Source organism: Tropicibacter alexandrii (genome assembly GCF_003667315.2).
GTDB lineage: Bacteria > Pseudomonadota > Alphaproteobacteria > Rhodobacterales > Rhodobacteraceae > Tropicibacter > Tropicibacter alexandrii.
Genome location: NZ_RCTZ02000003.1, coordinates 80287 through 102846 on the forward strand (window position 1 = coordinate 80287; position 22560 = coordinate 102846).

Consider the following 22560-nt stretch of genomic DNA (forward strand, 5'->3'; position numbering starts at 1 on the left):
AGCGAGCCATGGTTCAATTCACTCTCCCCAAGAATTCGAAGATCCGTACAGGCAAGACTTGGCCCAAGCCGTCTGGCGGCAATGTCCGCAAATTCCAGATTTATCGCTGGAACCCGGATGACGGTCAGAACCCCCGTGTCGATACCTATTTCGTCGATATGGATGACTGCGGGCCGATGGTTCTGGATGCGCTGATCAAGATCAAGAACGAGATCGACCCGACCCTGACCTTCCGCCGGTCCTGCCGCGAGGGGATCTGTGGCTCTTGCGCGATGAATATCGACGGGATCAACACGCTGGCCTGTATCTATGGCCTCGACGAGATCGACGGCGACGTGAAGATCTACCCGCTGCCCCACATGCCGGTGGTCAAGGACCTGATCCCCGACCTGACGCATTTCTATGCCCAGCACGCCTCGATCATGCCGTGGTTGGAGACCAAGACCAATCGCCCGGCCAAGGAATGGCGTCAGTCCATCGAGGACCGCAAGAAGCTGGACGGTCTGTATGAATGCGTGATGTGCGCGTCCTGTTCGACGGCGTGCCCGTCCTACTGGTGGAATGGTGACCGCTACCTTGGACCGGCCGCGCTGTTGCACGCCTATCGCTGGATCATCGATTCGCGCGACGAGGCGACGGGCGAGCGTCTGGATCAGCTTGAGGATCCGTTCAAGCTGTATCGCTGCCACACGATCATGAACTGCGCCAAGACCTGCCCCAAGGGTCTGAACCCGGCCAAGGCAATCGCCGAGATCAAGAAGATGATGGTCGAGCGCACGATCTGATCATTGGTCTCTTGTGTGGAATGCAAATGCGGGCCCTCGGGTCCGCATTTTTCGTTGACGTTGCGTCGTCATGCGTCATCTGCAACCCGATCTTGCGCTCTTTCGGGGAAGTCAGCCCGCCCCCGTCGGCATATCTCTTGCGCACGGGAGGACGCCGCAATCGAAAGGGCAACCCCATGAAAGAGCAGCAGAAAACACCGGCCGAATTGGCGCTTGAGGCCTTGGAGCAGGCTTGGGCCTATTTCACCCCCGAGCCGCGCAAACCCAGCGAAAGCCCGGTCTACGAGGACCTGCCACTGGCAGCCTGACGCGGCATTGATGCTGCGTGTCAGACGCGATAGGCCGGGGGCATGATCTATGTCGCCGGCCTTTTGATTGCCTTCATCCTGATCGCGGTGTTCTCCAACCCGGCGACGCGGGCCTGTCGCTGGCGCGAATACCGTCAGGGGGACAGCGTCCGCTGGCACTGCATCCAATGTGGGGCAGAGGTCTACAAGCCGTTGGGGCAAAAGCCGAAATCCTGCTTTCGGAACGATCGAGCCTAGGCGCTTTGCAAATCATCCGGGCCTTTGTCATGCTGCGGTGCAAATCACGCAGGATGCCAGATGATCAACATTCTTTTCGCCGCCCATGCCGACCGATGGGCCCAGTATGAACAGCCTCTGACCACCGCGCTGGATGCGCTGGAACTGGACTATACCCTATCGACGGAGTTCGCTCCGGAAGAGGTGGATTACATCGTCTACGCGCCGAATTCCGACGTGCAGGACTTCGGCCCCTATACCCGGTTGAAGGCCGTCCTGAACCTTTGGGCCGGGGTCGAGGGGGTTGTTGGGAATGAGACGTTGACCGTCCCGCTCGCTCGCATGGTCGATGAAGAGGGCCTGACCCAAGGCATGGTCGAATGGGTGACGGGCCATGTGCTGCGCCACCATCTCGGGATGGATGCGCATATCGTCAACCCGGATCATCGCTGGCACCCGGAGGCGCCGCCGCTGTCGCGGGACAGGCCGGTCACGATCCTCGGGCTTGGGACTCTTGGTCTGGCATGTGGCAAGGCCTTGGCAATGCTGGGCTTTCCTGTCACCGGCTGGTCGCGCACGGCGAAGGAGACCGCCTTCCCATGCTTTTCCGGCGATGACGGTCTCCATGCGGCGCTCGATGGCGCGCAGATCGTCGTGCTGCTCTTGCCGGACACCCCGGCGACCCATGACATCCTTGATGCCGAGGCGATTGCGCGGATGGCTCCGGGCGCCGTCGTGCTGAACCCCGGGCGTGGTCCACTGATCGACGAACAGGCGCTGTTCGATGCGCTCGACAGCGGGCACCTGTCCCATGCCACGCTGGACACCTTCCGCGTCGAGCCTTTGCCGGGCGAGCATCCCTTTTGGCACCACCCCAAGGTCACGGTCACGCCGCATATCGCATCCGAGACGCGGCCCGACAGCGCCGCGCGGGTCATCGCCGAAAACATTCGTCGCGGCGAGGCAGGTGCGCCCTTTCTGCATCTTGTCGATCGCGCCGCCGGTTATTAAGCGGGTGTCAAAAGGAGACGCGCCATGACCTTCGACCGCAGCGTGAAAATCGCCCCGTCCATCCTCTCTGCCGACTTCGCCGATTTCGGGCGCGAGATTCAGGCCGTCGAGGTGCAAGGTGCGGACTGGATCCATGTGGATGTGATGGACGGGCATTTCGTGCCCAACCTCACCTTCGGCCCGCCCGCCGTGAAGGCGTTCCGCAAGCACGTCAAAACCTTCATGGATGTGCATCTGATGATCTCGCCGGTCGATCAATATATCGAGGCCTATGCCGAGGCAGGCACCGACATGTTGACCGCGCATGTGGAGGCCGGCGCGCATCCGCACCGCACCCTGCAGGCGATCAAGGCCGCCGGGATGCAGGCGGGCATCGCGCTGAACCCCGGCACGCCCGCCGAGGCCGTGCGCGAGCTGCTGCCGCTTGCCGACATGGTGCTGGTCATGACCGTGAACCCCGGCTTTGGCGGGCAGAAGTTCATCGACATGACAGCCAAGATCCGCACCATCCGCGACTGGATCGGCGACCGCCCGATCCATATTCAGGTCGATGGCGGTGTCGATCCGAACACCGCGCCCTTGGTGGTGAACGCGGGCGCGGATGTCCTGGTGGCGGGCTCTGCCGTGTTCCGCGGCGGGTCCGTCGAAAACCCCGCGCCCTATGGCGAGAACATGCGCGCGATCCGCGCCGCGCTGGCCTAGGCCAGATAGAGGCGCGTGATCCAGTTGGCGGCGAGGGCGGGGCGATCCGCGCCCTCGATCTCGATCAACACGTCCCAATGCACGTCGAGATGGGTGTCGAACTCGTCCACCGAGGCGACGGTGAACACGCCGCGAATGCGGCTGCCCACCATCACCGGTGACACGAACCTGATCCGGTCGAACCCGTAATTCACGCTGGAGGCCACGCCCGCCAGCCCCTCGGTCACGTGATAGGACATGGCCGAGAGCATCGACAGCGTCAGGAACCCATGGGCGATGCAGCCGCCAAATGGCGTCTGCGCCGCGCGCTCGGGATCGAGATGGATGAACTGCCAGTCCTCGGTGGCGTCGGCAAAGGCCTGCACCCGCTTCGCGTCCATCTCGAACCACGGAGTTTCGCGCGGGGGCAGGGCCCGCAGGTCTTCAGCCAGCATCGGGCAACACGTGATCGGCAAACCGTTCGCGCAAGGTCAGCTTGGACACCTTGCCCGTGGCGGTCAGCGGCAATTCGTCGACAAAGACCATGTCATCGGGCAATTGCCACTTGGCGAAATGCTCCAGCATCATGTCGTGGATTTCCCCCAAGGTCGGCTTGTCCTCTTTCGGCACGACAACCAAAAGGGGACGTTCGTCCCATTTCGGATGGGGCAGGGCAATCACCGCGCAATTGGCGACCTTGGGATGCGCCATGGCGATGTTTTCCAGATCGATGGAGGAAATCCACTCTCCCCCGGACTTGATCAGGTCCTTGGCGCGATCCTGAATATACAGGAAACCATGCGGGTCGATGCTGGCCACGTCGCCGGTGCCGAACCAGCCTTCGGCATCCATCGCGGCCTCGGACGCTTCGGGGTTGTTGAAATAGCCGGAGATGATGGCATTGCCGCGCACATACAATTCGCCCACGGCCTTGCCGTCATGCGGCAGGCGTGCGCCGTGTTCGTCGACGATCTTGAGATCGACGCCAAAGATGCGGCGGCCTTGCTTGCACTTGCGGTCGATCTTTTCCTTGAGGTCGAGACCGTCCATCGAGGCGGATAGCTGGCCGTGGGTGCCGACCGGGCTCATTTCCGTCATGCCCCAAGCGTGGCAGACATCGATGCCAAGCTTTTCGAAGCCCTCGATCATGCTGCGTGGCGCGGCAGAGCCGCCGATCACCACCTGATCCAGCGCCGCCGGGGCCTGACCGCGCGTCCCGATCTCGGCGCGCAAGCCCAGCCAGACGGTGGGCACACCCCAAGAGGCCGTGACCTGCTCTGCCTCCATCAGGTCCCAAAGCGAGGCGCCGTCCAGCTTGCCCCCGGGCATGACCAGCGACGCGCCGACGATCGGCGCCGCATAGGGCAGGCCCCATGAATTGACGTGGAACATCGGCACCACGGGCAGGATGCGCGCGCCTTCGTGCAGCGAGCGCGGGATGGTCAGGGCCAGTTGCATCGCATGCAGGACGGTGGACCGATGGGAATAAAGCGCCCCCTTGGGGTTGCCCGTCGTGCCGGAGGTATAGCACAGCGCCGCCGCATCGTTTTCATCCATCACCGGCCAGTCATAGTCGGTGGATTGCCCGTCCAGCAGCTCTTCGTAGCAGAGGAAGTCGACCTTGCTCTCGGGCATATGCGCGCGATCCGTCATCAGGATCAGCCGCAACCCGTCCGGCAGATGCTCGGCCAAGGCCTCGATCAGCGGCACGAAGGTCAGGTCGACACAAAGCGCCCGGTCGCCCGCATGCTGGATGATATACAGCATCTGTTCGGCAGACAGGCGCGGGTTGATCGTATGGCAGACCGCGCCCATGCCCGAAACCGCGTAATACAGTTCGAAATGGCGGTAGCCATTCCAGGCCAGCGTGGCGACCCGGTCGCCCGGGGCAATGCCGATCCCGGCGAGCCCATGCGCCAGTTGCGCCGCGCGCTGATAGGCCTCGGCATAGGTTTCGCGGTGGATGTCGCCTTCGGTCCGCACCGAGACGATGCCTGCCCCCGGGTGCGCCTCTGCGGCGTAGCGCAGGATCTCGATGATCCTGAGCGGTATGTGCATCATCATGCCTTGCATCTGGCCCTCCCTTGCCGTCCGCCGTTCTGCGCCTAGAGTGATCCGCGAAAGCCCGGTTCTGCAACCGCTTTTCGACACATTGCCGCAAGGAGACGTCATGACAGATCAAATGACCCGCATCACGCTGGCCCGCAGGCCGGACGGGCTGCCGGTTCCCGAGGATTTCGCCTTTGAAACCCAGCCTTTGCCCAAGCCGGGTGCGGGTGAGGTTCTGGTCGAGGTGACGTGGCTCTCGCTCGATCCGTATATGCGCGGGCGGATGAACGCCGTGGCCAGCTATGCGCCCTACGTCGAACTGGGCGAGGTCATGGTCGGGCAGGGCGTGGGCCGTGTTCTGGCCTCTGGCGATGACGGCTTTGCGCCCGGCGACGTGGTCACGGGCATGACCGGTTGGGCCAGCCACGCGCTGTTGCCTGCGGGTGATCTGCGCAAGCTTGACGGCGATTTGCCGGAAAGCACCGCGTTGGGCGTGCTGGGCATGCCGGGCTTCACCGCTTGGGCGGGCCTGCGCGCCTATGGCCGTCCGAAATCCGGCGAGACCTTGGTGGTCGCCGCGGCGACCGGCCCGGTCGGGTCCATGGTCGGGCAACTGGCCAAGGCCGCAGGGCTGCGCACCGTGGCGATTGCCGGGGGCGCAGAGAAATGCGCGCTGGCGGTGGACAAGTTCGGCTTCGACGCGTCGATCGATCACAAGGCGCATGAGGATGCCTCGTCGCTGCGCAAGGCCTTGGCCGAGGTCGCGCCGGATGGTGTCGATATCTATTGGGAAAACGTGGGCGGCAAGGTGCTGGAGGCGGTCGTGCCGCTGATGAATGTCGCGGGCCGCATTCCGGTTTGTGGCACCATCGCGTGGTACAGCGCCACGCCCGAAGGGCCAAACACCTTGCCCATGGTCTGGCGATCAATCCTGACCAAGCGGCTGTCGGTCAATGGCTTGATCATCTTCGACCATTGGGACGACTACCCCACATTCCTGAACGAGGTGACGCCGATGGTGGCCGGGGACAAGATCGCCTACGAGGAGGACGTGACCGATGGGCTCGACAACATGCCTCAGGCCTTCATCGACATGTTGCAAGGTGGCATGACCGGCAAGACCTTGATTCGGCTATAGGTCCATCTGCGGATCGGCGCTCAGCTCCAGCGGGGCAGGGGCGCCGCCCAGATCGTCGATCCGCAGGGGCCCGGACGGTCGGGACAAGCGATTGCGCACGATCCAATAGAGCCGGGATTGCGCCCGCGTGATCGCAACATAAGCCAGCCGTTTCCAAAGCGGCTGGCCCGCTTCGGTCCGGCCCATGCGCGCGGCGGCATAGAGATCGGGGGCGAACACCTGCACCGCATCCCATTGCGAGCCTTGCGCCTTGTGGATCGTGACGGCCGCGCCGTGCAGAAAGGTCGCCCCCATACGCGCCGCGAAGGGGATGAACGGCTCTTCCTCGTCGGGTTTCTCGATCTTCACGATGGAGGCGGCCGAGACCTGCGGCTCGATCGCGCCGACCACGTGGAGGCGGGAAAAGCCCGGTTTGCGCCCCGGTCCAAGATAGATGACCTGCGCGCCCTTGATCAGGCCGCGTGCCTCCAGATCAAGGCGTTTCTTGCGGTGTTTCAAGGGCAGTTCGATGCCGTCGCAGATCAGCGGCTCGCCTTCCAGCAGGCTGTCCATCGGCGCCCCATGCACCGCGCGAAAGGCGTTGATCAGCCGGATTCGCGTGGCATTGCGCCAGACCAGAACGGGCGAGCGCGCCATCAGGTCGACCTCGACGCGCTGCCCCCAGACGACGCGGTCGTCCTTGCGGGCGGCTTCCTCGATCAGGCGTTCGAAATCCTCGAAGCCGATCTGCGGATCGGCCAGAGCGTGGGCGAGGTCGAGAATCGGGTTGTCCGCCTCCTGCCGGTGGATGCGGCTCAGCTCCATCTTCTTCTCTGCGGGCAGGTGGTCGAACACCATCTTGCCCGACTGGTTTACCGGGGCCAGCTGCGCCGGGTCGCCAAAGATCACCAGCGTCGGAAAGATCTCCTGTAGGTCCTCGAACTGGCGGTCGTCCAACATGGACGCCTCGTCGACAAACCCGATATCCAGTTCTTCCTCGCGCCGTTTCCAGCCGGTGATGAAATCGCTGCCGCGCAGGCCCGCCGCCGCGAGGGCCGCCGGAATCGACTTGTGCACCTCGTAACTGGCCTGCGCGCGGGCCAGTGCCTCGGGCGTGAGCTCCTCGATCTCGGGCGCCTCTTCGTTGCCCATCAACCATTCGGCCAGCTTTTCGTATTCCGGGTCGTAGACCGGGGTGTAGAGGATTCGGTGGATCGTGGTGGCGGGCACGCCGCGCATGCGCAGCACCGAGGCAGCCTTGTTCGTCGGCGCAAGAATGGCCAGAGTGCGCGTGTCGCGCTGGCGTTTGCCCTCGTAATCGCCAGAGACGATCTCGACCCCGGCATTTTGCAGCGCCTTGACCAGTTCTGACAGGAGCATGGTCTTGCCGCTGCCCGCCTTGCCCATCAGGGCCATCACGGTGCCGGGGCGGTCCTGCGGCGGCTGAGTGAATCCGTCTTCGATATCCACGCCATGAGCACGCAGCAATTCGGCCACGCGGTCATGGGCTACGGCCTGATCGTCGGAGAATTGCAGCACGGGAAGGTTCATGCGCGGCACCCTATCCTTGCGGCGGGGCGGGCGCTAGAGTGCAAAGCAAAAGCGCGCGCCGACGGGGCGCGCGCCTTTTGGGACGTAACAGGGCTCAGGCGGCGATCTGGTCGCTCAACTCGACGCGCCCGCCAAAGGACAGCTCGAACCAGCGCTTGGACATTTCCGGGGTGATGCCGGCGCTCTTGGAAACCGAAGCCTGCGCTTCCGGTGTGAATTCCCACAGGCCGACGCTGATCTGCTCGCGGCCCGTGCCTTCGCTGCCGAGCACTTCGGGCGACGAGCCGATGCGGCGATAGATGCGGACCATGCGGGCATCGAAGACGCCGACATAGTGTTCGACACCGAATTCCTGCATGACCTCACCCCCGGCCAGCATCAGGGCGGCGGCGACGCCGGGCGTGGCACCGCGGGACAGGCAGAACCGGGTGCATTCCCAGATCAGCGGCGACTGGATGCGCACGCCATCGGTCAGGTGGATGAAATGATCGTTGACCATGGTCTTGCCTACGGTGGGCAGCAGGCGCATGGAGCCGCCATGGGTGCCGTCGGCATTTTCCCAGATCACGTAGAGCGGGTTTTCGTCATCGTATTCGTCACGCTCATAGCCTTGGGCATCGACGGTGACGGCCCAGCCGAGGCGGGTCTTGAACTGGTCGGCGCGGTCCAGGAACATGGAACGGGCCAGTTTCGGAAACTTGTGCTGGTCTTCGGCGTAAACGTAGCGGATCATGTTGCTCATCCTCGTGAGTGTGTTGCTCTGAGGACGACTTTCACCGTCAGTGGTTAACGGATTTCAGCAATTGCGTACGCATGGTAAAGACGCGCTTCACGAAAGCGCATCCTATACGACGATCAAACCCCGGCTCAGCGCCCGAGCCACCGCATGGGTGGTGTTCATCGCGCCAAGTTTGAACCGGGCGCTTTCCACGTAAACCCGCAAGGTATGTTCGGAAATCGACAGCGTATCGGCGGCTTGGGCCCTTGAATATCCGATCGCCAAAAGCGTCATCGCCTCGATTTCCCGTGGGGACAGCTGTTGTGCGGGTTCCGGTGTGCGACCGGGTTCGAATTCCAGTGCTTTCTGATTGAAGTAGTGAGCAACGAGGATCAGATCGCGTCGGTTCGTCTCGGTGAATTCCTCCCATTCGGCGTCGCTGCAATTGTGGCTTAGCGAAAACAGGGCAAATTGGCCGTTCGGACCACGGATCGGGATGGAAAACCCTTGATTCCCGATTCCGTGTTCGATGGCATCCTTCATCAGGGCGCGGGCGGATTTCGAGGACCAGTCCAATCGCTTCCAGTTGACCGGGTGAAACCGCTGGTAACACCCCTGGATGACCGGATCGATCCGCAAGTACCCCTTTTCGACATATCGGTTGACCCATTCGAGGTCGTAGGTCCCGCAGCCATATTGTTCGCCGCTGCTGTTGACCCAGTGATAGATGATATGATCGACACCGTATTGATCGCGCAGTTCCTCGATGAGGATCTGGAGATCATCCAGCCCGTTAGCGGATTCCAACCGCTCGATCAGCCCGTCCAACCGCGGCGCGTTTCCCAAGAAGCCCAATGCCATTTCCTTCGGCAAGGGACGCAATCTCCACCTGTGCCACCAGCGAGGCATCGTCGAGCTGGGTGGCCAGCGACGGCATGCCGTTCGCGCGTGCAAACGTCTTCAGGTCGGTCAGTACGTCCAAAATCCAGTCATGTCCCATAACAAGCCTCATCAGTAGAAGGTTAATGATCGATTAAGACAACTCTACCACTGCCGGGTTCGTCGCGAAATTCACGGGATTCTACTCCCCAGAAACTGCGAGGCCGGGTCGCGGCAAGATCCTGATAACACTAAAGATGTAAACAAAACGAGAACGCCCGCGAAGCTTTTTCAGCGATTCGCGGGCGTTCGGACGGTTTTTGACGCCTCTTTCGAGGCGCCCTTTGGTTTACTTGCGGGCTTCGAGCGCGTCCTCGAACGTGCGCAGGCCGGCCTTCGGCGACTGGACCAGCACGGCCATGTTGCCGGGCTTGTGCTCGTTGCGCATCATCTTGGTGTGCGACTGCGGGATTTCGTCCCACGGGAACACTTCGGACATGCAGGGGTCCAGACGACGCTCGCACATCAGGCGGTTTGCGCTTGCGGCCTGCTTGAGGTTCGCAAAGTGCGAGCCCTGCAGACGCTTCTGGTGCATCCACATGTAGCGCACATCAAAGGTGCAGTTGAAACCGGAGGTGCCAGCGCAGATCACCACGATGCCGCCCTTCTTGACCACCAGCGTGGACACGGGGAAGGTGGCCTCGCCCGGGTGTTCGAACACCATGTCGACGCTGACGCCTTTGCCGGTGATCTCCCAGATCGCCTTGCCGAACTTGCGGGCCTCTTTCAGCCATTCGTTATACTCGGGCGAGTTCACGACGGGCAGCTGCCCCCAGCAATTGAAGTCCTTGCGGTTGATGACGCCCTTTGCACCCTGCGCCAGCACGAAGTCGCGCTTGGATTCGTCGGAAATCACCCCGATCGCATTGGCCCCGGCGGTGTTCGCCAGCTGGATCGCGTAGGAGCCCAAGCCCCCCGACGCGCCCCAGACCAGCACGTTCTGGCCGGGCTTGAGTTCGTGCGGGTGGTGGCCGAACAGCATCCGGTAGGCGGTGGCCAGCGTCAGCGTGTAGCAGGCGGCCTCTTCCCAGGTCAGGTGCTTGGGGCGCGGCATCAGCTGCTGGGCCTGCACCTTGGTGAACTGCGCGAAAGAGCCGTCGCCGGTCTCATAACCCCAGATCCGCTGCGTGGGCGAGAACATCGGGTCGCCGCCATTGCATTCCTCGTCGTCGCCATCGTCCTGATTGCAATGGATGACGACCTCGTCCCCGACTTTCCAGTTCTTGACCTTGTTGCCGACCTTCCAGACAATGCCCGACGCGTCGGACCCGGCAATGTGGTAGTCCTGACCATGCACGTCGAAGGGGCTGATCGGAACGCCCTTGCCAGCCCAGACGCCATTGTAGTTGACGCCTGCCGCCATCACCAGAACCAGCACTTCGTGGCTGTCGATCTCCCATGTGTCGACCACTTCCTTCTGGAAGGACTGCTCGGGGTCGCCATGGCGTTCACGGCGGATCGCCCATGCGTACATCTTCTTCGGCACGTAGCCGAGGGGCGGCATTTCGCCAATCTCGTAGAGGTCTTTTTCCGGCGCGTCGTACTGGGCGATGCCCGTTGCGGTGTCCAGTGCCATGGTCGGCCTCCTTCAGGTCCGTTCGTTAACATATCTCGATACTGCAGCGCAGAATCGTGCGGCGCTTTCCAGTGAGATACGTGTCTGCGCGCAACATTGCAACACATTGATTGATGTTTTTGAAATTTTATAACCGAGCGGTTGCAGCAAATCCTTTGCGCATGCGGCAAACATTAACCGAGATGGCGGATCGAATTGGCGTAGAAATCCGCAAGCTCGCGGCCGTGATCGGTGATCCGGTGCGGTTCGCCGGGCGTGACGATGCCGCGCGCGATAAGCGGGCGCAGGCCCGCGCGCACGGTCTCTTCGGGGGTGTCGCAGTGACGCGCTGCGGCTGTGACCAACTCTGCGACGCTGCGCGGTCCCGCCTGCAAAAGCCTTGCCACCAGCGGCACGGGCAGGATCGGAACGATGCCGGCGATCTGCGTCATTAACAGGTCCGCAAGCGCCTCTGGCCTGTGTGCAAGCTCGGGTACGTCAGCCAGCGACACCGGGGTGCCGAAACAAACGGCAGCCGTGCCAAAGCGCCGAAAGCGTCCGGTGATGCGCTGCCAGACCTGTTTCAGGGTCGCGATCGTGACATGGGTGATCGATGCGTCGAACCGGCGCGTGCCCGACTTGTGGGCGTTGACGAGGACCTTGTCCTCCAGCACCCGGTCGTAGTTCAACGCCACGGGGACAAAGACGATCTCGCGCTCGGTCTTGTCCAGACCGTCCAGCATATAGGACAAGAGCCCCAGTTTGGGCGGCTGCAACGCGCCATCGAGGCTGAGCCCACCTTCGGGAAAGATCGCCTGCGTGACGCCGCCATTGGTGGCCATCTGCACATAGCGCCGCAATATCTGGCGATACAGCGCGTTGCGGGATTTGCGGCGGATGAAATAGGCGCCCATGGCCCGGATCAGCCGCGACAGGGGCCAGACCTGCGCCCATTCGCCCACCGCATAGGACAAGGCCGACCGATCGGCGGCAAGATGGGTGATCAACACGTAATCCATGTTGGAGCGGTGGTTCATGACGAAGATCACGGTCGCCTCCGGGTCGATCGCGGCCAATCGCTCGGGCGCCTGATGGTGCAGTTCGACATGATACAGCGCGTTGGACAGCAGCCGTGCGCCGCGCACCCCCCAACCGAAATACGCCAGCGCGGAAAAGCTGGGCACGATCTCGCGGGCGTAGCGGCGGGCGCGCTCAAAGACCACGTCCTCGCGTTCGCCGGTTTCGCGGGCTTGGTCGACGATCGCTTGTGTGACGTCCGGATGGTAGCACAGCCTCTGGATCAGGTCGTAGCGCCGCAGCAGCTTGAACGGCTCGATGGGGCGTTGCAGGCGGGTGTTCAGGCGGGCCACCGCGCGTTCCATCCGGCGACGAAAGAACCAACGCACCGAGGGGAACAGGAAGTGCGAGGCAAAGGTGACCGTCGCAAACAGGACGATCAACACGAACAGCCAAAGGGGAAGTGTCACCGGGTTCGTCATTCGGCCATTAACCCCGATGGACATTCCTTGCACAACCCATGCACATCCGAAGCACATAAAGACGCAGGCGCGGGGGCAGGGCGCTTTGCCCTCCTCCCCGGGGCGGGGAGCGGCTATGCTGCATCTGCTCTGCCGCGACGCGGCGAATTGACAGAGTCATAATATTTCGCATACACCATGCTAAACGCAACAAGATTGCATTTCCGATTCACGCCTGACGGAGGCCCCGATGACCGAGACCACCCGCGACCGCCCCTGGTTGATCCGCACCTATGCTGGCCACTCGACGGCCGAGAAATCGAACGCGCTGTATCGGTCGAACTTGGCCAAGGGGCAGACGGGCCTGTCCGTCGCCTTCGACCTGCCGACCCAGACGGGGTATGACAGCGACCATGTGCTGTCCAAAGGCGAGGTCGGCAAGGTCGGCGTGCCGGTCTGCCATCTGGGCGATATGCGCACCCTGTTTCAGGACATTCCGCTGGAGCAGATGAACACCTCGATGACGATCAACGCCACCGCACCGTGGCTGCTGGCGCTGTATATCGCCGTGGCCGAGGAGCAGGGGGCGGATGTCTCGAAATTGCAAGGCACCGTGCAGAACGACCTGATCAAGGAATACCTCAGCCGCGGCACCTATATCTGCCCGCCGAAACCGTCGCTGAAGATGATCGGGGACGTGGCCGAGTATTGCTATACGCATGTGCCGAAATGGAACCCGATGAATGTGTGTTCCTACCATCTGCAAGAGGCAGGCGCCACGCCGGAACAGGAACTGGCCTTTGCGCTGGCCACGGCGATTGCCGTTCTGGACGAGTTGAAACCTCGGGTGCCCGACGCGGATTTCCCGGCCCTGTGCGGGCGCATTTCCTTCTTCGTGAATGCGGGGATTCGCTTCGTCACCGAGATGTGCAAGATGCGCGCCTTTGTCGATCTGTGGGACGAGATTCTGAAGGAGCGGTATGGCGTCGATGAGGCGAAATATCGTCGCTTCCGCTACGGGGTGCAAGTAAACTCCCTTGGCCTGACCGAGCAGCAGCCGGAAAACAACGTCTACCGCATCTTGATCGAGGCTTTGGCAGTGACCCTGTCGAAAAACGCCCGCGCCCGTGCCGTGCAGTTGCCCGCCTGGAACGAGGCGCTGGGCCTGCCGCGCCCGTGGGACCAGCAATGGTCGATGCGCATGCAGCAGATTCTGGCCTATGAAACCGACCTGCTGGAATATGACGACCTGTTCGACAACAACCCGGCGGTGGATCGCAAGGTCGCTGAATTGAAAGAGGGCGCGCGGGCGGAATTGGCGAATATCGACAGCATGGGCGGTGCGATTGGGGCCATCGACTATATGAAGGCGCGGCTGGTCGATTCCAATGCCGAGCGCGTCGGCAAGGTCGAGCGTGGCGAGACCATCGTCGTCGGCGTCAACCGCTGGACCGAAACCGAACCCAGCCCGCTGATGGGCGAGGATGGCGGCATCATGACCGTCGACCCGTCGGTCGAACTCGATCAGGTGACGCGGCTGGAAGCATGGCGCGCCGAGCGGGATCAGGCGGCGGTGGATGCGGCCTTGGCGGCGCTGCGCGAAGCCTCGGCCAAGGGCGAGAACGTGATGCCTGCCTCGATCGCCTGCGCGAAGGCGGGGGTGACGACGGGCGAATGGGCGGCGCAGATGCGCTCCGTGCATGGCGAATATCGCGGCCCGACCGGCGTGTCGAAATCGGTCAGCAACAAGACCGAGGGGCTGGATGACCTGCGCGCCGCTGTCGACGCGGTCAGCGACCGTCTGGGACGGCGCTTGCGCTTTCTCGTCGGCAAGCCGGGGCTGGACGGGCATTCCAACGGCGCCGAACAGATCGCCTATCGCGCCCGTGATTGCGGCATGGAGATCGATTACGAGGGCATCCGCCTGACCCCCGAACAGATCGTCGAAGCGGCCCGGGACGGCGCCCATGTCGTCGGCCTGTCGATCCTGTCGGGCTCGCATATCCCGCTGGTCGAGGAAACCATGCGCCGCATGCGCGAGGCCGGTTTGGGGCATATTCCCGTTACCGTCGGTGGCATCATCCCCGAGGATGACGCGGAAAGGTTGCGGGCAATGGGCGTCGCGCGCGTCTATACGCCGAAAGATTTCGAGCTGAACACCATCATGCAAGACATTGTCCAATTGGTGGATCAGCAATCGGTTGCTGCGGAATAATTCGAAAGATCAATCGGATAGGGCAAGGGCGTCGGCAAAAGCCGGCGCCCTTTTCAATCTTGGATTGTTAAGACTTGTTAACTATTAATTGACGATTGTCGGGTCTGATTTTCTTTGCGCCGCAGAATGACACAAAATATATCTTGTGATTATACCTTGGACGCGGGAAATAGCGGAAATAGGCTTGGAGAAGACGATGAATATTGATTTTGATAACCTCTCGCGCGAGGAACTGTCGCAACTGATCGCCAATGCACAAAAGGCGCTGAAAACCGTGGATGCCCGCCGCAAGGCAGAGGCCAAGCGCGCAGCGGAATTGGCGGCAAAGGAATATGGCTTCTCTCTGGATGAGGTCATGGAAGCCGGTGCCAAGGGCAGCAAGGGCGCCCCGAAATACGCAAACCCGGCAGACCCGTCGCAGACTTGGACAGGTCGCGGTCGCAAACCCAATTGGGTGATCGAAGCACTGGAGTCCGGCAAATCTCTGGACGACCTGGCGCTCTGATGACGGTCCATATCGGCGCGAAACCCGGGGATATTGCTGAAACGGTGCTGTTGCCGGGTGACCCTTTGCGGGCGGAATGGGCGGCGCAGACGTTTTTGCAGGACGCTGTCTGCGTCAATCGCGTCCGCGGCATGCTGGCTTACACCGGGACATGGAAAGGCAATCGCGTGACGATTCACGGCTCGGGCATGGGGATGCCGAGCCTGTCGATCTACGTGAATGAATTGATCCGTGATTTCGGGGCCAAGACGTTGATCCGCATCGGATCTTGCGGCGGAATGCAGGAGAAGGTCAAAGTGCGGGACGTGATCCTTGCAATGACCTCTTCGACCGTGGGCACGCCGTCATCCAGCATCTTCCGCGAATTGAATTTCGCGCCCAATGCCGATTTCGGATTGTTGCGCGCGGCGGTGGCTGCGGCGGAAAAAGGAAATGCGCCTTTCCATGTGGGCGGCATCTATTCCTCGGATACGTTCTATGACGAGCGCAAGGATCTGAATGAGCAGATGGTGCGGCACGGTATTCTCGGCGTCGAGATGGAGACGGCCGAGCTGTATATCCTCGCCGCGCGCTACGGCGTACGGGCGCTGGCGGTGCTGACCGTTTCGGATCACCTGCTCACCGGCGAGGCCTTGCCCTCCGAGGATCGCGAGCGGTCCTTTGGCGACATGGTCGAGATTGCCTTGGAGGCGGCGTTTGCCTGAAAAGTGGGGCGGGGTATGACCCCGCCCTACAGGCCGTGGCTGCGGTCGTAGCCGTTGCGCTGTGGCGGCTGCCAATTGCCCAGCATCGCCGAATCCGGGGTCAGGATGTCGACCTGAAGCGGATGACAGGCGGCCGTGTCGGAACTGTGCTCGGACGAGCAGTCGCCACCGGGGCAGGCGCTGAGCGCGCCCAGCAGATCGATTTCCGCAAAGACTGTCAGGTGATCGCCGGGCCGCACCGGGCTGGCCTTCATGAAATATTGCCCCGTGTCGCGCGTGAACCCGGTACACATGAAGACGTTGAGAACGTCATGCACGTGCGGTTCCGCATCGTGCAGAGGCAGGCCTGTGGCTGTGCTCAGCGCGCGCGTCAGGTTCGAATGGCAACAGTGGTGATATTGGCTCCCCGACAGGAGATTGCCGGTATAGGGGTCGCAGCGCGTCCCGATCACGTCATGCACAGAGCCGCCGTAGGGGTCGATCCCGTACCAGTCCAGCGTGTCCTCGACGATGGTTGCCATCGGGCGCAAATGCGGGAAGGCCGACCACAGCCGTTCGCCGGTTGTGACATGCGTGCCATGCAGGGCGCGGGTCTTGCCGGAATAGAACCGTTCGGACAGGTCGTGCGCGTTCCACAGGTTCAGGTCGCCGACCTGCGGCCCCTCGACCGAGGTGATCCGGAAAAAGCTGCCCGCCGGCACGCGAAAGGCGCAGGCGTCGCGCGGGGCGGCCAGAACCGTCTCGCTGACCCGCGCCGTATCCAGAGCGGCCGCATAAAGCGCCATATCCGGCACGGGCAGGGTGTCATTCGGGTAGCAGATCACCGGCGCGATGGCGCGGCGTTCGGCGGCGTCCTTGGGTTCTGTCATCAGCGGGGCCTGTGGATATGGGCGCTTTGGACGAGGCCAAAGGCGAGCATGAGAACGAGCATCGCCGAGCCGCCATAGCTGACCAGCGGCAGCGGCACACCGACGACGGGGGCGAGGCCCATCACCATCGACATGTTCACGGCAAAGAACAAGAAGAAGGTCAGCCCGATGCCAAGGATCAGCAGCGACGAGAACCTGTCCTTGTTCTGCACCGCCGAGATGATGCAGAAGACGAGGATCAGCACGTAAAGGATCAGCAGCGACACGCCTCCGACAAAGCCGAATTCCTCGGCCAGTGTGTTGAAGATGAAGTCGGTATGCTTTTCCGGCAGGAAGTTCAGGCGCGATTGCGTGCCTTGCATGAAGCCGCGCCCGGTCCAGCCGCCCGAGCCCATGGCGATCTTGGCCTGCGTGATGTGATATCCGGCGCCGAGCGGGTCGGTGGTCGGGTCCAGAAACGTATCGATGCGGCGAAACTGGTAGTCCTCGATCAGCTGCCAATCGGTGCCGCGCGATTGGAACACCGCCCAGATCGTCCCGACACCGGCGCTGATCACGGTGGCGAAATAGGCCCAATGCACGCCCGCGAGGAACATCATCAACCCGCCTGCGATCATCAGCAACAGCGCCGTGCCAAGGTCCGGCTGCGCCAGCGTCAGGAAAGTTGGCAACAGGATGATCAGCACCGGCAGGATCACCCAAAGCGGGCGCGAGACCTTGTTGTTGGGCAGCCAGTCGTAATAGGCGGCGAGGAACATCACCAAGGCGATCTTCATCAGCTCCGACGGTTGCAGCCGCATGAAGCCGAGATCGATCCAGCGTTGCGCCCCCATGCCCACGGAGCCGAAGAATTCGACCATGACCAGCAGGCCGAGGCCTGTCATGTAGAATACGAGGCTCATGGTGCGCCAGAACCAGATCGGCACCATGGCGACGGCGAACATCACCGCGAGCCCCAGCGCGTAGCGCTTCATCTGGGGTTCGGCCCATGGGCTCCAGCTGCCACCCGCGACCGAGTAGAGCATCAGGAAACCGATGCCCGCCACCGCGCTCAGCAGCACGACCAGCGGCCAGTTCAGGTACAGGATCTTGCGCCAGCCCGACGGGACCGTCTTGACCGAATATTCAAGCCAAGTCATGCGCGGCTCGACACTTCGGCCTGACGGGCCTCGCGTTCGCGGGCCAGACGTTCCTGCTGGGCCTCGATGCGGCGGCGGTCCTTGGTCGGGTAGGCGTCGAGCGGCGGATCCTCTCCGTACAGCGCCTGAAGCACCACGTCCCGCGCAATCGGGGCCGCCGCGGTCGAGCCGCCGCCGCCATGTTCGACCACGACCGACACGGCGATCTTCGGGTCGTCCCAAGGCGCAAAGGCCACGAACAGCGCGTGGTCACGCCGGTTCCACGGCAGGTCGGCGTTCGAGGTCACGCCGCGCGCGCGCTCGGCGGCGGTGATGTTGCGAACCTGGCTGGTGCCGGTTTTGCCCGCCATGCGCATGGATTCGGCGATGATGCGGCTGCCATAGGCCGTGCCGCGCCGGTTGTTGGACACCGCAAACATCGCCCGCCGCAATTGCAGCAGGTGATTGGGGTTGAAGCCCATATCCGCGCCAGCCTGCGACGGGGTTTCCAGCCCGTCGATGCTTTTGATCAGGCGCGGCGTGATCGAGCGTCCGGTCGCCAGACGGGCCGACATGATCGCAAGCTGCAGGGGGGAGCTGAGCACGAACCCCTGTCCGATCGAGGCGTTGACGCTGTCGCCGATCACCCAGTCCGCGCCGCGTTCGCGCCGCTTCCAGTCCTTGTCGGGGATCAGCCCCGAGGTCACGGCGGACATCGGCACGTTATGCGACTCGCCCAGCCCCAGACGGCGGGCGGTTTCGGCGATCCGCTCGATCCCGACCTTGAGCGCGAGATCGTAGTAATAGACGTCGCAGCTTTCCCGCAGCGACTGTTCGAGGTTCATATGCCCGTGGCCCGCGCTTTTCCAGCAGTGGAAGCGGCGACCGCCGACCTCCAGATGGCCCGGGCACCAGACGGTTTCGTCCGGAGCGACCAGCCCGGCATCCATCGCCGCCAGCGCGGTGACCATCTTGAAGGTCGAGCCGGGCGGGTAGGCGTCCTGTACCGTCTTCGAGGCCAGTGGGCGGTGGTCGTTGTCCCGCAAAAAGGCGTAATCGGCCACGGAAATCCCGCGCACGAACTTGTTCGGGTCATAAGACGGCGCCGAGGCGACGGCGAGCAAGTCCCCGTGGGTGGTATCCATCACCACGACCGAGGCGCTTTCCTCGCCCAGCCGCGCCTTGACATAGTCCTGCAGATCGCTGTCCAGCGTCAGCTGGATATCGGCCCCGGCCTCGCCCTCGCGGCGGCCGAGTTCGCGCATGACGCGACCGACGGCGTTGACCTCAAGCTGCTTGGTGCCAGCGGTGCCGCGCAGGATTTCCTCGTGCTTGGCTTCGACGCCGACCTTGCCGATCTGGAATCGCGGGATGCGCAGGATCGGCGGCGGGTCCTCGTAGCGGGACAGGTCGCGTTCGGAAACCGGGCCGACATAGCCCGCCACATGGGCGAAAAGGTCGCCGCGCGGATAGACCCGGCTGAGGCCGACCTCGGTCTTGACGCCGGGCAGGGCGGGGGCGTTCACGGCGACGCGGCTGATATCCTCCCAGCTGACACGATCGGCGATCGTGACCGGGATGAAGGGACGGGTCTTGGCCATTTCCTCGATGGCACGGTTCAGGTCGCTTTCGTCCAGTTCGACAAGCTGGCTGAGGCGTCCGATGACCCTGTCGACATCGTCGGCATCCTCGCGCACCATGACGATGCGATAGGTCGGTTCATTATCCGCAATGATCGCGCCGTTGCGGTCGAAAAGCCGCCCGCGTGCGGGGGGCAGCAACTCGAACTTGATGCGGTTTTCCTCGGCCAGCAGGCGGAATTCATCGGCCTGATCGACCTGCACGTAGCGCATGCGCAGCGCCAAGGCGCCGGCAAAGGCCAGCTGTGCAGAGCCCAGCAGCAGGCCGCGCCGCGAAATGCGGACGGCGCTTTCATGGGTTTCACGAGGGCTGCGTCTCATAATCTGCGTCCGGGTTGTTCAAATTCGCCTCGGGCTTTCCTGCGGATGCCGAAGGCCATGTAGCTGATCGCGGCCACCACCGGGTAGACGGCCACGGTCAGCCCGTATTGCATCAATGCCATGAAAAAGGTTCCCGGCGCCACGATCAAGAGCCCAAGGATCACGCGATAGAGAGCGGTGATGAGCAATAAAGTGCCGGCCACGGTCAGCCACTCGGCGACGAAGGTGTTCTCGCGCAGGTGGCGGGCCTTGCCCTTGAGCCATTCCGCCGACAGCAGCGCCAGCCCGGCCCACAGCCCCGGCGGGCGTTGCAGCAGCAGGTCGGCCATCAGCATCACCAAGGCGATCAGCATGGCGGGGACGTAGGCCGGACGGCGCAGCGCCCATGCAAAGGTCAGCGCGACCAGCACGTCGGGCCCCGCGATGCGCGCAGGCGTCAGCCTCAGCGGCAGGAGGTGGACGAAGACGATCAGCAGCGCCAGCCCGACATAGGTCAGGCGCATCGCCCAAAGCTTGCCCGGGCGCAGCTCAGCCATCGGTTTCCGGCTCCGGCTCGCTGGCCGTATCCGGGGCCGGCCCGGCATCGGGCAGGTCCTCGGGCAGGATCAACCCGGCGGGGTTGTCGACCCGGCGCGCGCCGTGATCTCGCAGCACGCGCAGGAATTCGAGGCGCTCGTAATCGGCGGCAAGGCGCACGCGCAGACGCCCGCCCGGGTCCTCTGCGACCTGACCGATCAGCAATCCTGGGGGGAAGACCTCGCCATCGCCGGTCGTCACGATCCGGTCGCCGGGGCGCACGAGGTCGGGGTTTTCGAGGAAATCGATGGGCGGGGCCGAGGTGTTGTCGCCGACGATCAGCGCGCGCTGGCCCGAGGGTTGGATTTCCGCCGGGATGCGGCTGGTGGCATCGGTCAGCAGGATCACCCGGCTGGTGTTGCGCCCCACACCCGAGACGCGCCCGACAAGGCCGATCCCGTCCATTGTTGCCCAGCCGTCAACGATCCCGTCGCGGGAGCCAACATTGATCAGAACGGATTGACGGAAAGGGCTGCCGGAATCGGCCAGCACCACGGCGGTGATATAGGTCAGGCGCGGGTCGAGCCGGACATTGTTCAGGTCGCGCAGCCGGGCGTTTTCCTGCTCCAGCTGCAGTGCCGCCTCTTTCCACGCGGTCATCTGGCGCAGTTCGCGGCGCAGCTCGTCGTTCTGCTCGGCCAGTTGACGATAGCTTTGGAAGTCGCGGAACAGGCGCACGGTGCCGTTGACCGGGGCCATGGCCCAATCCATGCGCGGCACGACCTGATCGACCACCTGCGCACGGAACCGTTCGACGCGTGGGCTGTCGATCCGCCAGAGCAGGAACAGGCCGAACAGGCACAGGGCAAGGATCACCAGAAGCAGGCGCTTCAGCGGTGTGGCGAAATCCTCTGAATTGTTGCTGTTGCTGGCCAATCGGTCCTCTCGAACAGAAGAGACGGGGGTTGGCGGAGTTTATGCCAAGCAGGCTGACGGTCAAAGGGGCCGTGGCAGCGGCCCCTTGATGTCAGCTGTCGTAGTCGATGGCGTGGCGAAGTTGCTTTTCGTATTCCAGCGCCTTTCCGGTGCCAAGCGCCACGCAGTTCAGCGACTCGTCGGCGATCGACACGGCGAGGCCGGTCTGTTCGCGCAGCGCGAGGTCGAGATCGCCCAGCAGCGCGCCGCCGCCGGTCAGCATGACGCCCCGGTCGACGATGTCGGCAGCCAGATCCGGCGGGGTCGCTTCGAGCGCGGTCATCACCGCCTCGCAGATCGCCTGAACGGGTTCCGAAAGCGCCTCGGCCACTTGAGCCTGGCTGATCTCGGTTTCCTTGGGCACGCCATTGAGCAGGTCGCGTCCACGGATTTGCATCGACGAGCCCCGGCCATCGTCGGGCATGCGGGCGGTGCCGATCGAGGTCTTGATCCGCTCGGCGGTGGATTCGCCGACCAGAAGGTTTTGCTGGCGGCGCAGGTAGTTGATGATCGCCTCGTCCATGCGGTCGCCGCCGACGCGGACGGAGCGGGCATAGACGATGTCGCCCAGCGACAGGACGGCGACCTCGGTCGTGCCGCCGCCGATATCGACGACCATGTTGCCGGTCGGGTCGGTGATGGGCATGCCCGCACCGATGGCCGCCGCGATGGGTTCGGCGATCAACCCGGCCTTGCGCGCGCCTGCGGACAGGACCGAGTTGCGGATCGCGCGCTTTTCAACGGGGGTGGCACCGTGGGGCACGCAGACGATCACCTTGGGCTTGGAGAAGGTCGAGCGGCGGTGCACCTTGCGGATGAATTCCTTGATCATCTCTTCGGCGGCGACGAAATCGGCGATCACGCCTTCGCGCATGGGGCGGATCGCCTCGATGCTGCCGGGGGTGCGGCCCAGCATCAGCTTGGCGTCCTCGCCCACGGCCAGCACTTTTTTCTGGCCGTCCTTGATGTGATAGGCGACCACCGAGGGTTCCGATAGGACGACGCCCTTGCCCTTGACGTAGACCAGCGTGTTCGCGGTCCCGAGGTCGATGGCCATGTCCGATGAGAACATGCCCATAAGTCTGTCCATTCCAAACATTGCGTCTGCCCCATTGCCTGTGAAACCCGCGACTCTGTGGAGCCCGGGCGCTCGTCCTTATAGGAGCGGCTGTCTGAAACGAAAAGGGTGGCAAACGGGCAAATCAGCGGGGAATCGCCGCATCCGCCTGTGCGCGGGATCACCCATGCGCGGGGAATTCCGTTGACAGGTCGGGTGGGGCGGGCGGAGC

The 22560-nt window shown here is 63.3% G+C and carries 23 protein-coding genes; 9 read left to right on the plus strand and 14 right to left on the minus strand.

Features of this window, described 5'->3' with window-relative positions:
• Window positions 1–8 precede the first annotated feature (8 nt).
• The 5 genes from D8Z78_RS04760 (at window position 9) to rpe (ending at window position 3022) form a co-directional block, all read left to right on the plus strand.
• Window positions 9–785 carry a succinate dehydrogenase iron-sulfur subunit gene (locus D8Z78_RS04760; RefSeq protein WP_121631352.1) on the plus strand — a complete coding sequence of 259 codons (777 nt, stop codon included), beginning with the start codon at window positions 9–11 and terminating at the stop codon, window positions 783–785.
• A 176-nt stretch (window positions 786–961) separates the two neighbouring features.
• Complete coding sequence (locus D8Z78_RS25195; RefSeq protein WP_255446333.1) at window positions 962–1093, plus strand: hypothetical protein; 132 nt, start codon at window positions 962–964, stop codon at window positions 1091–1093.
• Window positions 1094–1135: 42 nt separating this feature from the next.
• Window positions 1136–1330: a hypothetical protein gene (locus D8Z78_RS04765; protein ID WP_121631351.1), complete on the plus strand. Its 195-nt coding sequence runs from the start codon at window positions 1136–1138 to the stop codon at window positions 1328–1330.
• A 60-nt stretch (window positions 1331–1390) separates the two neighbouring features.
• Window positions 1391–2320 carry a 2-hydroxyacid dehydrogenase gene (locus tag D8Z78_RS04770; RefSeq protein ID WP_121631350.1) on the plus strand — a complete coding sequence of 310 codons (930 nt, stop codon included), beginning with the start codon at window positions 1391–1393 and terminating at the stop codon, window positions 2318–2320.
• A 24-nt stretch (window positions 2321–2344) separates the two neighbouring features.
• Complete coding sequence (gene rpe, locus D8Z78_RS04775) at window positions 2345–3022, plus strand: ribulose-phosphate 3-epimerase (protein WP_121631349.1); 678 nt, start codon at window positions 2345–2347, stop codon at window positions 3020–3022.
• Here rpe and D8Z78_RS04780 read toward each other — a convergent pair.
• On the minus strand, window positions 3019–3456 hold the full coding sequence (locus D8Z78_RS04780; RefSeq protein WP_121631348.1) for a MaoC family dehydratase: 438 nt from the start codon (window positions 3454–3456) through the stop codon (window positions 3019–3021). The genes rpe and D8Z78_RS04780 overlap by 4 nt on opposite strands.
• Window positions 3446–5074, minus strand: coding sequence for a long-chain fatty acid--CoA ligase (locus D8Z78_RS04785; RefSeq protein ID WP_121631347.1), 1629 nt, complete (start codon window positions 5072–5074; stop codon window positions 3446–3448). The genes D8Z78_RS04780 and D8Z78_RS04785 overlap by 11 nt, the downstream gene beginning before the upstream one ends.
• Before the next feature lie 97 nt (window positions 5075–5171).
• On the opposite strand from D8Z78_RS04785, the gene D8Z78_RS04790 reads away from it, so the two are divergent.
• Complete coding sequence (locus D8Z78_RS04790; RefSeq protein WP_121631346.1) at window positions 5172–6188, plus strand: NADP-dependent oxidoreductase; 1017 nt, start codon at window positions 5172–5174, stop codon at window positions 6186–6188.
• On the opposite strand, the gene D8Z78_RS04795 is transcribed toward D8Z78_RS04790, so the two are convergent.
• From D8Z78_RS04795 to D8Z78_RS04820, 6 genes are all read right to left on the minus strand, one after another.
• Window positions 6183–7718, minus strand: a complete 1536-nt coding sequence (locus tag D8Z78_RS04795) for an ATP-dependent DNA helicase (RefSeq protein ID WP_121631345.1) — start codon at window positions 7716–7718, stop codon at window positions 6183–6185. The genes D8Z78_RS04790 and D8Z78_RS04795 overlap by 6 nt on opposite strands.
• A gap of 94 nt (window positions 7719–7812) precedes the next feature.
• Window positions 7813–8451, minus strand: a complete 639-nt coding sequence (locus D8Z78_RS04800; protein WP_121631344.1) for an acyl-homoserine-lactone synthase — start codon at window positions 8449–8451, stop codon at window positions 7813–7815.
• Between the two features lie 111 nt (window positions 8452–8562).
• Complete coding sequence (locus D8Z78_RS04805) at window positions 8563–9297, minus strand: helix-turn-helix transcriptional regulator (RefSeq protein ID WP_121631343.1); 735 nt, start codon at window positions 9295–9297, stop codon at window positions 8563–8565.
• Window positions 9230–9436, minus strand: a complete 207-nt coding sequence (locus D8Z78_RS04810; protein WP_121631342.1) for a hypothetical protein — start codon at window positions 9434–9436, stop codon at window positions 9230–9232. Before D8Z78_RS04810 ends, D8Z78_RS04805 begins: the two co-directional genes overlap by 68 nt.
• A gap of 228 nt (window positions 9437–9664) precedes the next feature.
• A complete protein-coding gene (gene ccrA / locus D8Z78_RS04815; protein WP_121631341.1) occupies window positions 9665–10951 on the minus strand; it encodes a crotonyl-CoA carboxylase/reductase in 1287 nt (428 codons plus the stop codon).
• A 173-nt stretch (window positions 10952–11124) separates the two neighbouring features.
• Window positions 11125–12417: a 1-acyl-sn-glycerol-3-phosphate acyltransferase gene (locus D8Z78_RS04820; RefSeq protein ID WP_420824302.1), complete on the minus strand. Its 1293-nt coding sequence runs from the start codon at window positions 12415–12417 to the stop codon at window positions 11125–11127.
• 241 nt (window positions 12418–12658) lie between these two features.
• Here D8Z78_RS04820 and D8Z78_RS04825 point away from each other — a divergent pair, with 241 nt between their 5' ends.
• From D8Z78_RS04825 to deoD, 3 genes are all read left to right on the plus strand, one after another.
• Window positions 12659–14623: a protein meaA gene (locus D8Z78_RS04825; protein ID WP_121631339.1), complete on the plus strand. Its 1965-nt coding sequence runs from the start codon at window positions 12659–12661 to the stop codon at window positions 14621–14623.
• A 196-nt stretch (window positions 14624–14819) separates the two neighbouring features.
• Window positions 14820–15128: an H-NS histone family protein gene (locus D8Z78_RS04830; protein WP_121631338.1), complete on the plus strand. Its 309-nt coding sequence runs from the start codon at window positions 14820–14822 to the stop codon at window positions 15126–15128.
• Window positions 15128–15832, plus strand: coding sequence for a purine-nucleoside phosphorylase (gene deoD, locus D8Z78_RS04835; RefSeq protein ID WP_121631337.1), 705 nt, complete (start codon window positions 15128–15130; stop codon window positions 15830–15832). Before D8Z78_RS04830 ends, deoD begins: the two co-directional genes overlap by 1 nt.
• 26 nt (window positions 15833–15858) lie before the next feature.
• On the opposite strand, the gene D8Z78_RS04840 is transcribed toward deoD, so the two are convergent.
• The 6 genes from D8Z78_RS04840 to D8Z78_RS04865 all read right to left on the minus strand — a co-directional run bounded on the left by D8Z78_RS04840 (window position 15859) and on the right by D8Z78_RS04865 (window position 22370).
• Window positions 15859–16701 (minus strand): urea carboxylase-associated family protein, encoded by an 843-nt coding sequence (locus tag D8Z78_RS04840; protein WP_121631336.1) that lies wholly within the window; start codon window positions 16699–16701, stop codon window positions 15859–15861.
• Complete coding sequence (rodA, locus tag D8Z78_RS04845) at window positions 16701–17840, minus strand: rod shape-determining protein RodA (protein WP_121631335.1); 1140 nt, start codon at window positions 17838–17840, stop codon at window positions 16701–16703. The genes D8Z78_RS04840 and rodA overlap by 1 nt, the downstream gene beginning before the upstream one ends.
• Window positions 17837–19780, minus strand: a complete 1944-nt coding sequence (gene mrdA, locus D8Z78_RS04850; protein WP_121631334.1) for a penicillin-binding protein 2 — start codon at window positions 19778–19780, stop codon at window positions 17837–17839. Before mrdA ends, rodA begins: the two co-directional genes overlap by 4 nt.
• Complete coding sequence (locus D8Z78_RS04855; protein ID WP_121631333.1) at window positions 19777–20316, minus strand: rod shape-determining protein MreD; 540 nt, start codon at window positions 20314–20316, stop codon at window positions 19777–19779. The genes mrdA and D8Z78_RS04855 overlap by 4 nt, the downstream gene beginning before the upstream one ends.
• A complete protein-coding gene (gene mreC, locus D8Z78_RS04860; RefSeq protein WP_121631332.1) occupies window positions 20309–21232 on the minus strand; it encodes a rod shape-determining protein MreC in 924 nt (307 codons plus the stop codon). The genes D8Z78_RS04855 and mreC overlap by 8 nt, the downstream gene beginning before the upstream one ends.
• Window positions 21233–21323: 91 nt before the next feature.
• A complete protein-coding gene (locus D8Z78_RS04865) occupies window positions 21324–22370 on the minus strand; it encodes a rod shape-determining protein (RefSeq protein WP_121631331.1) in 1047 nt (348 codons plus the stop codon).
• Window positions 22371–22560: the final 190 nt, after the last annotated feature.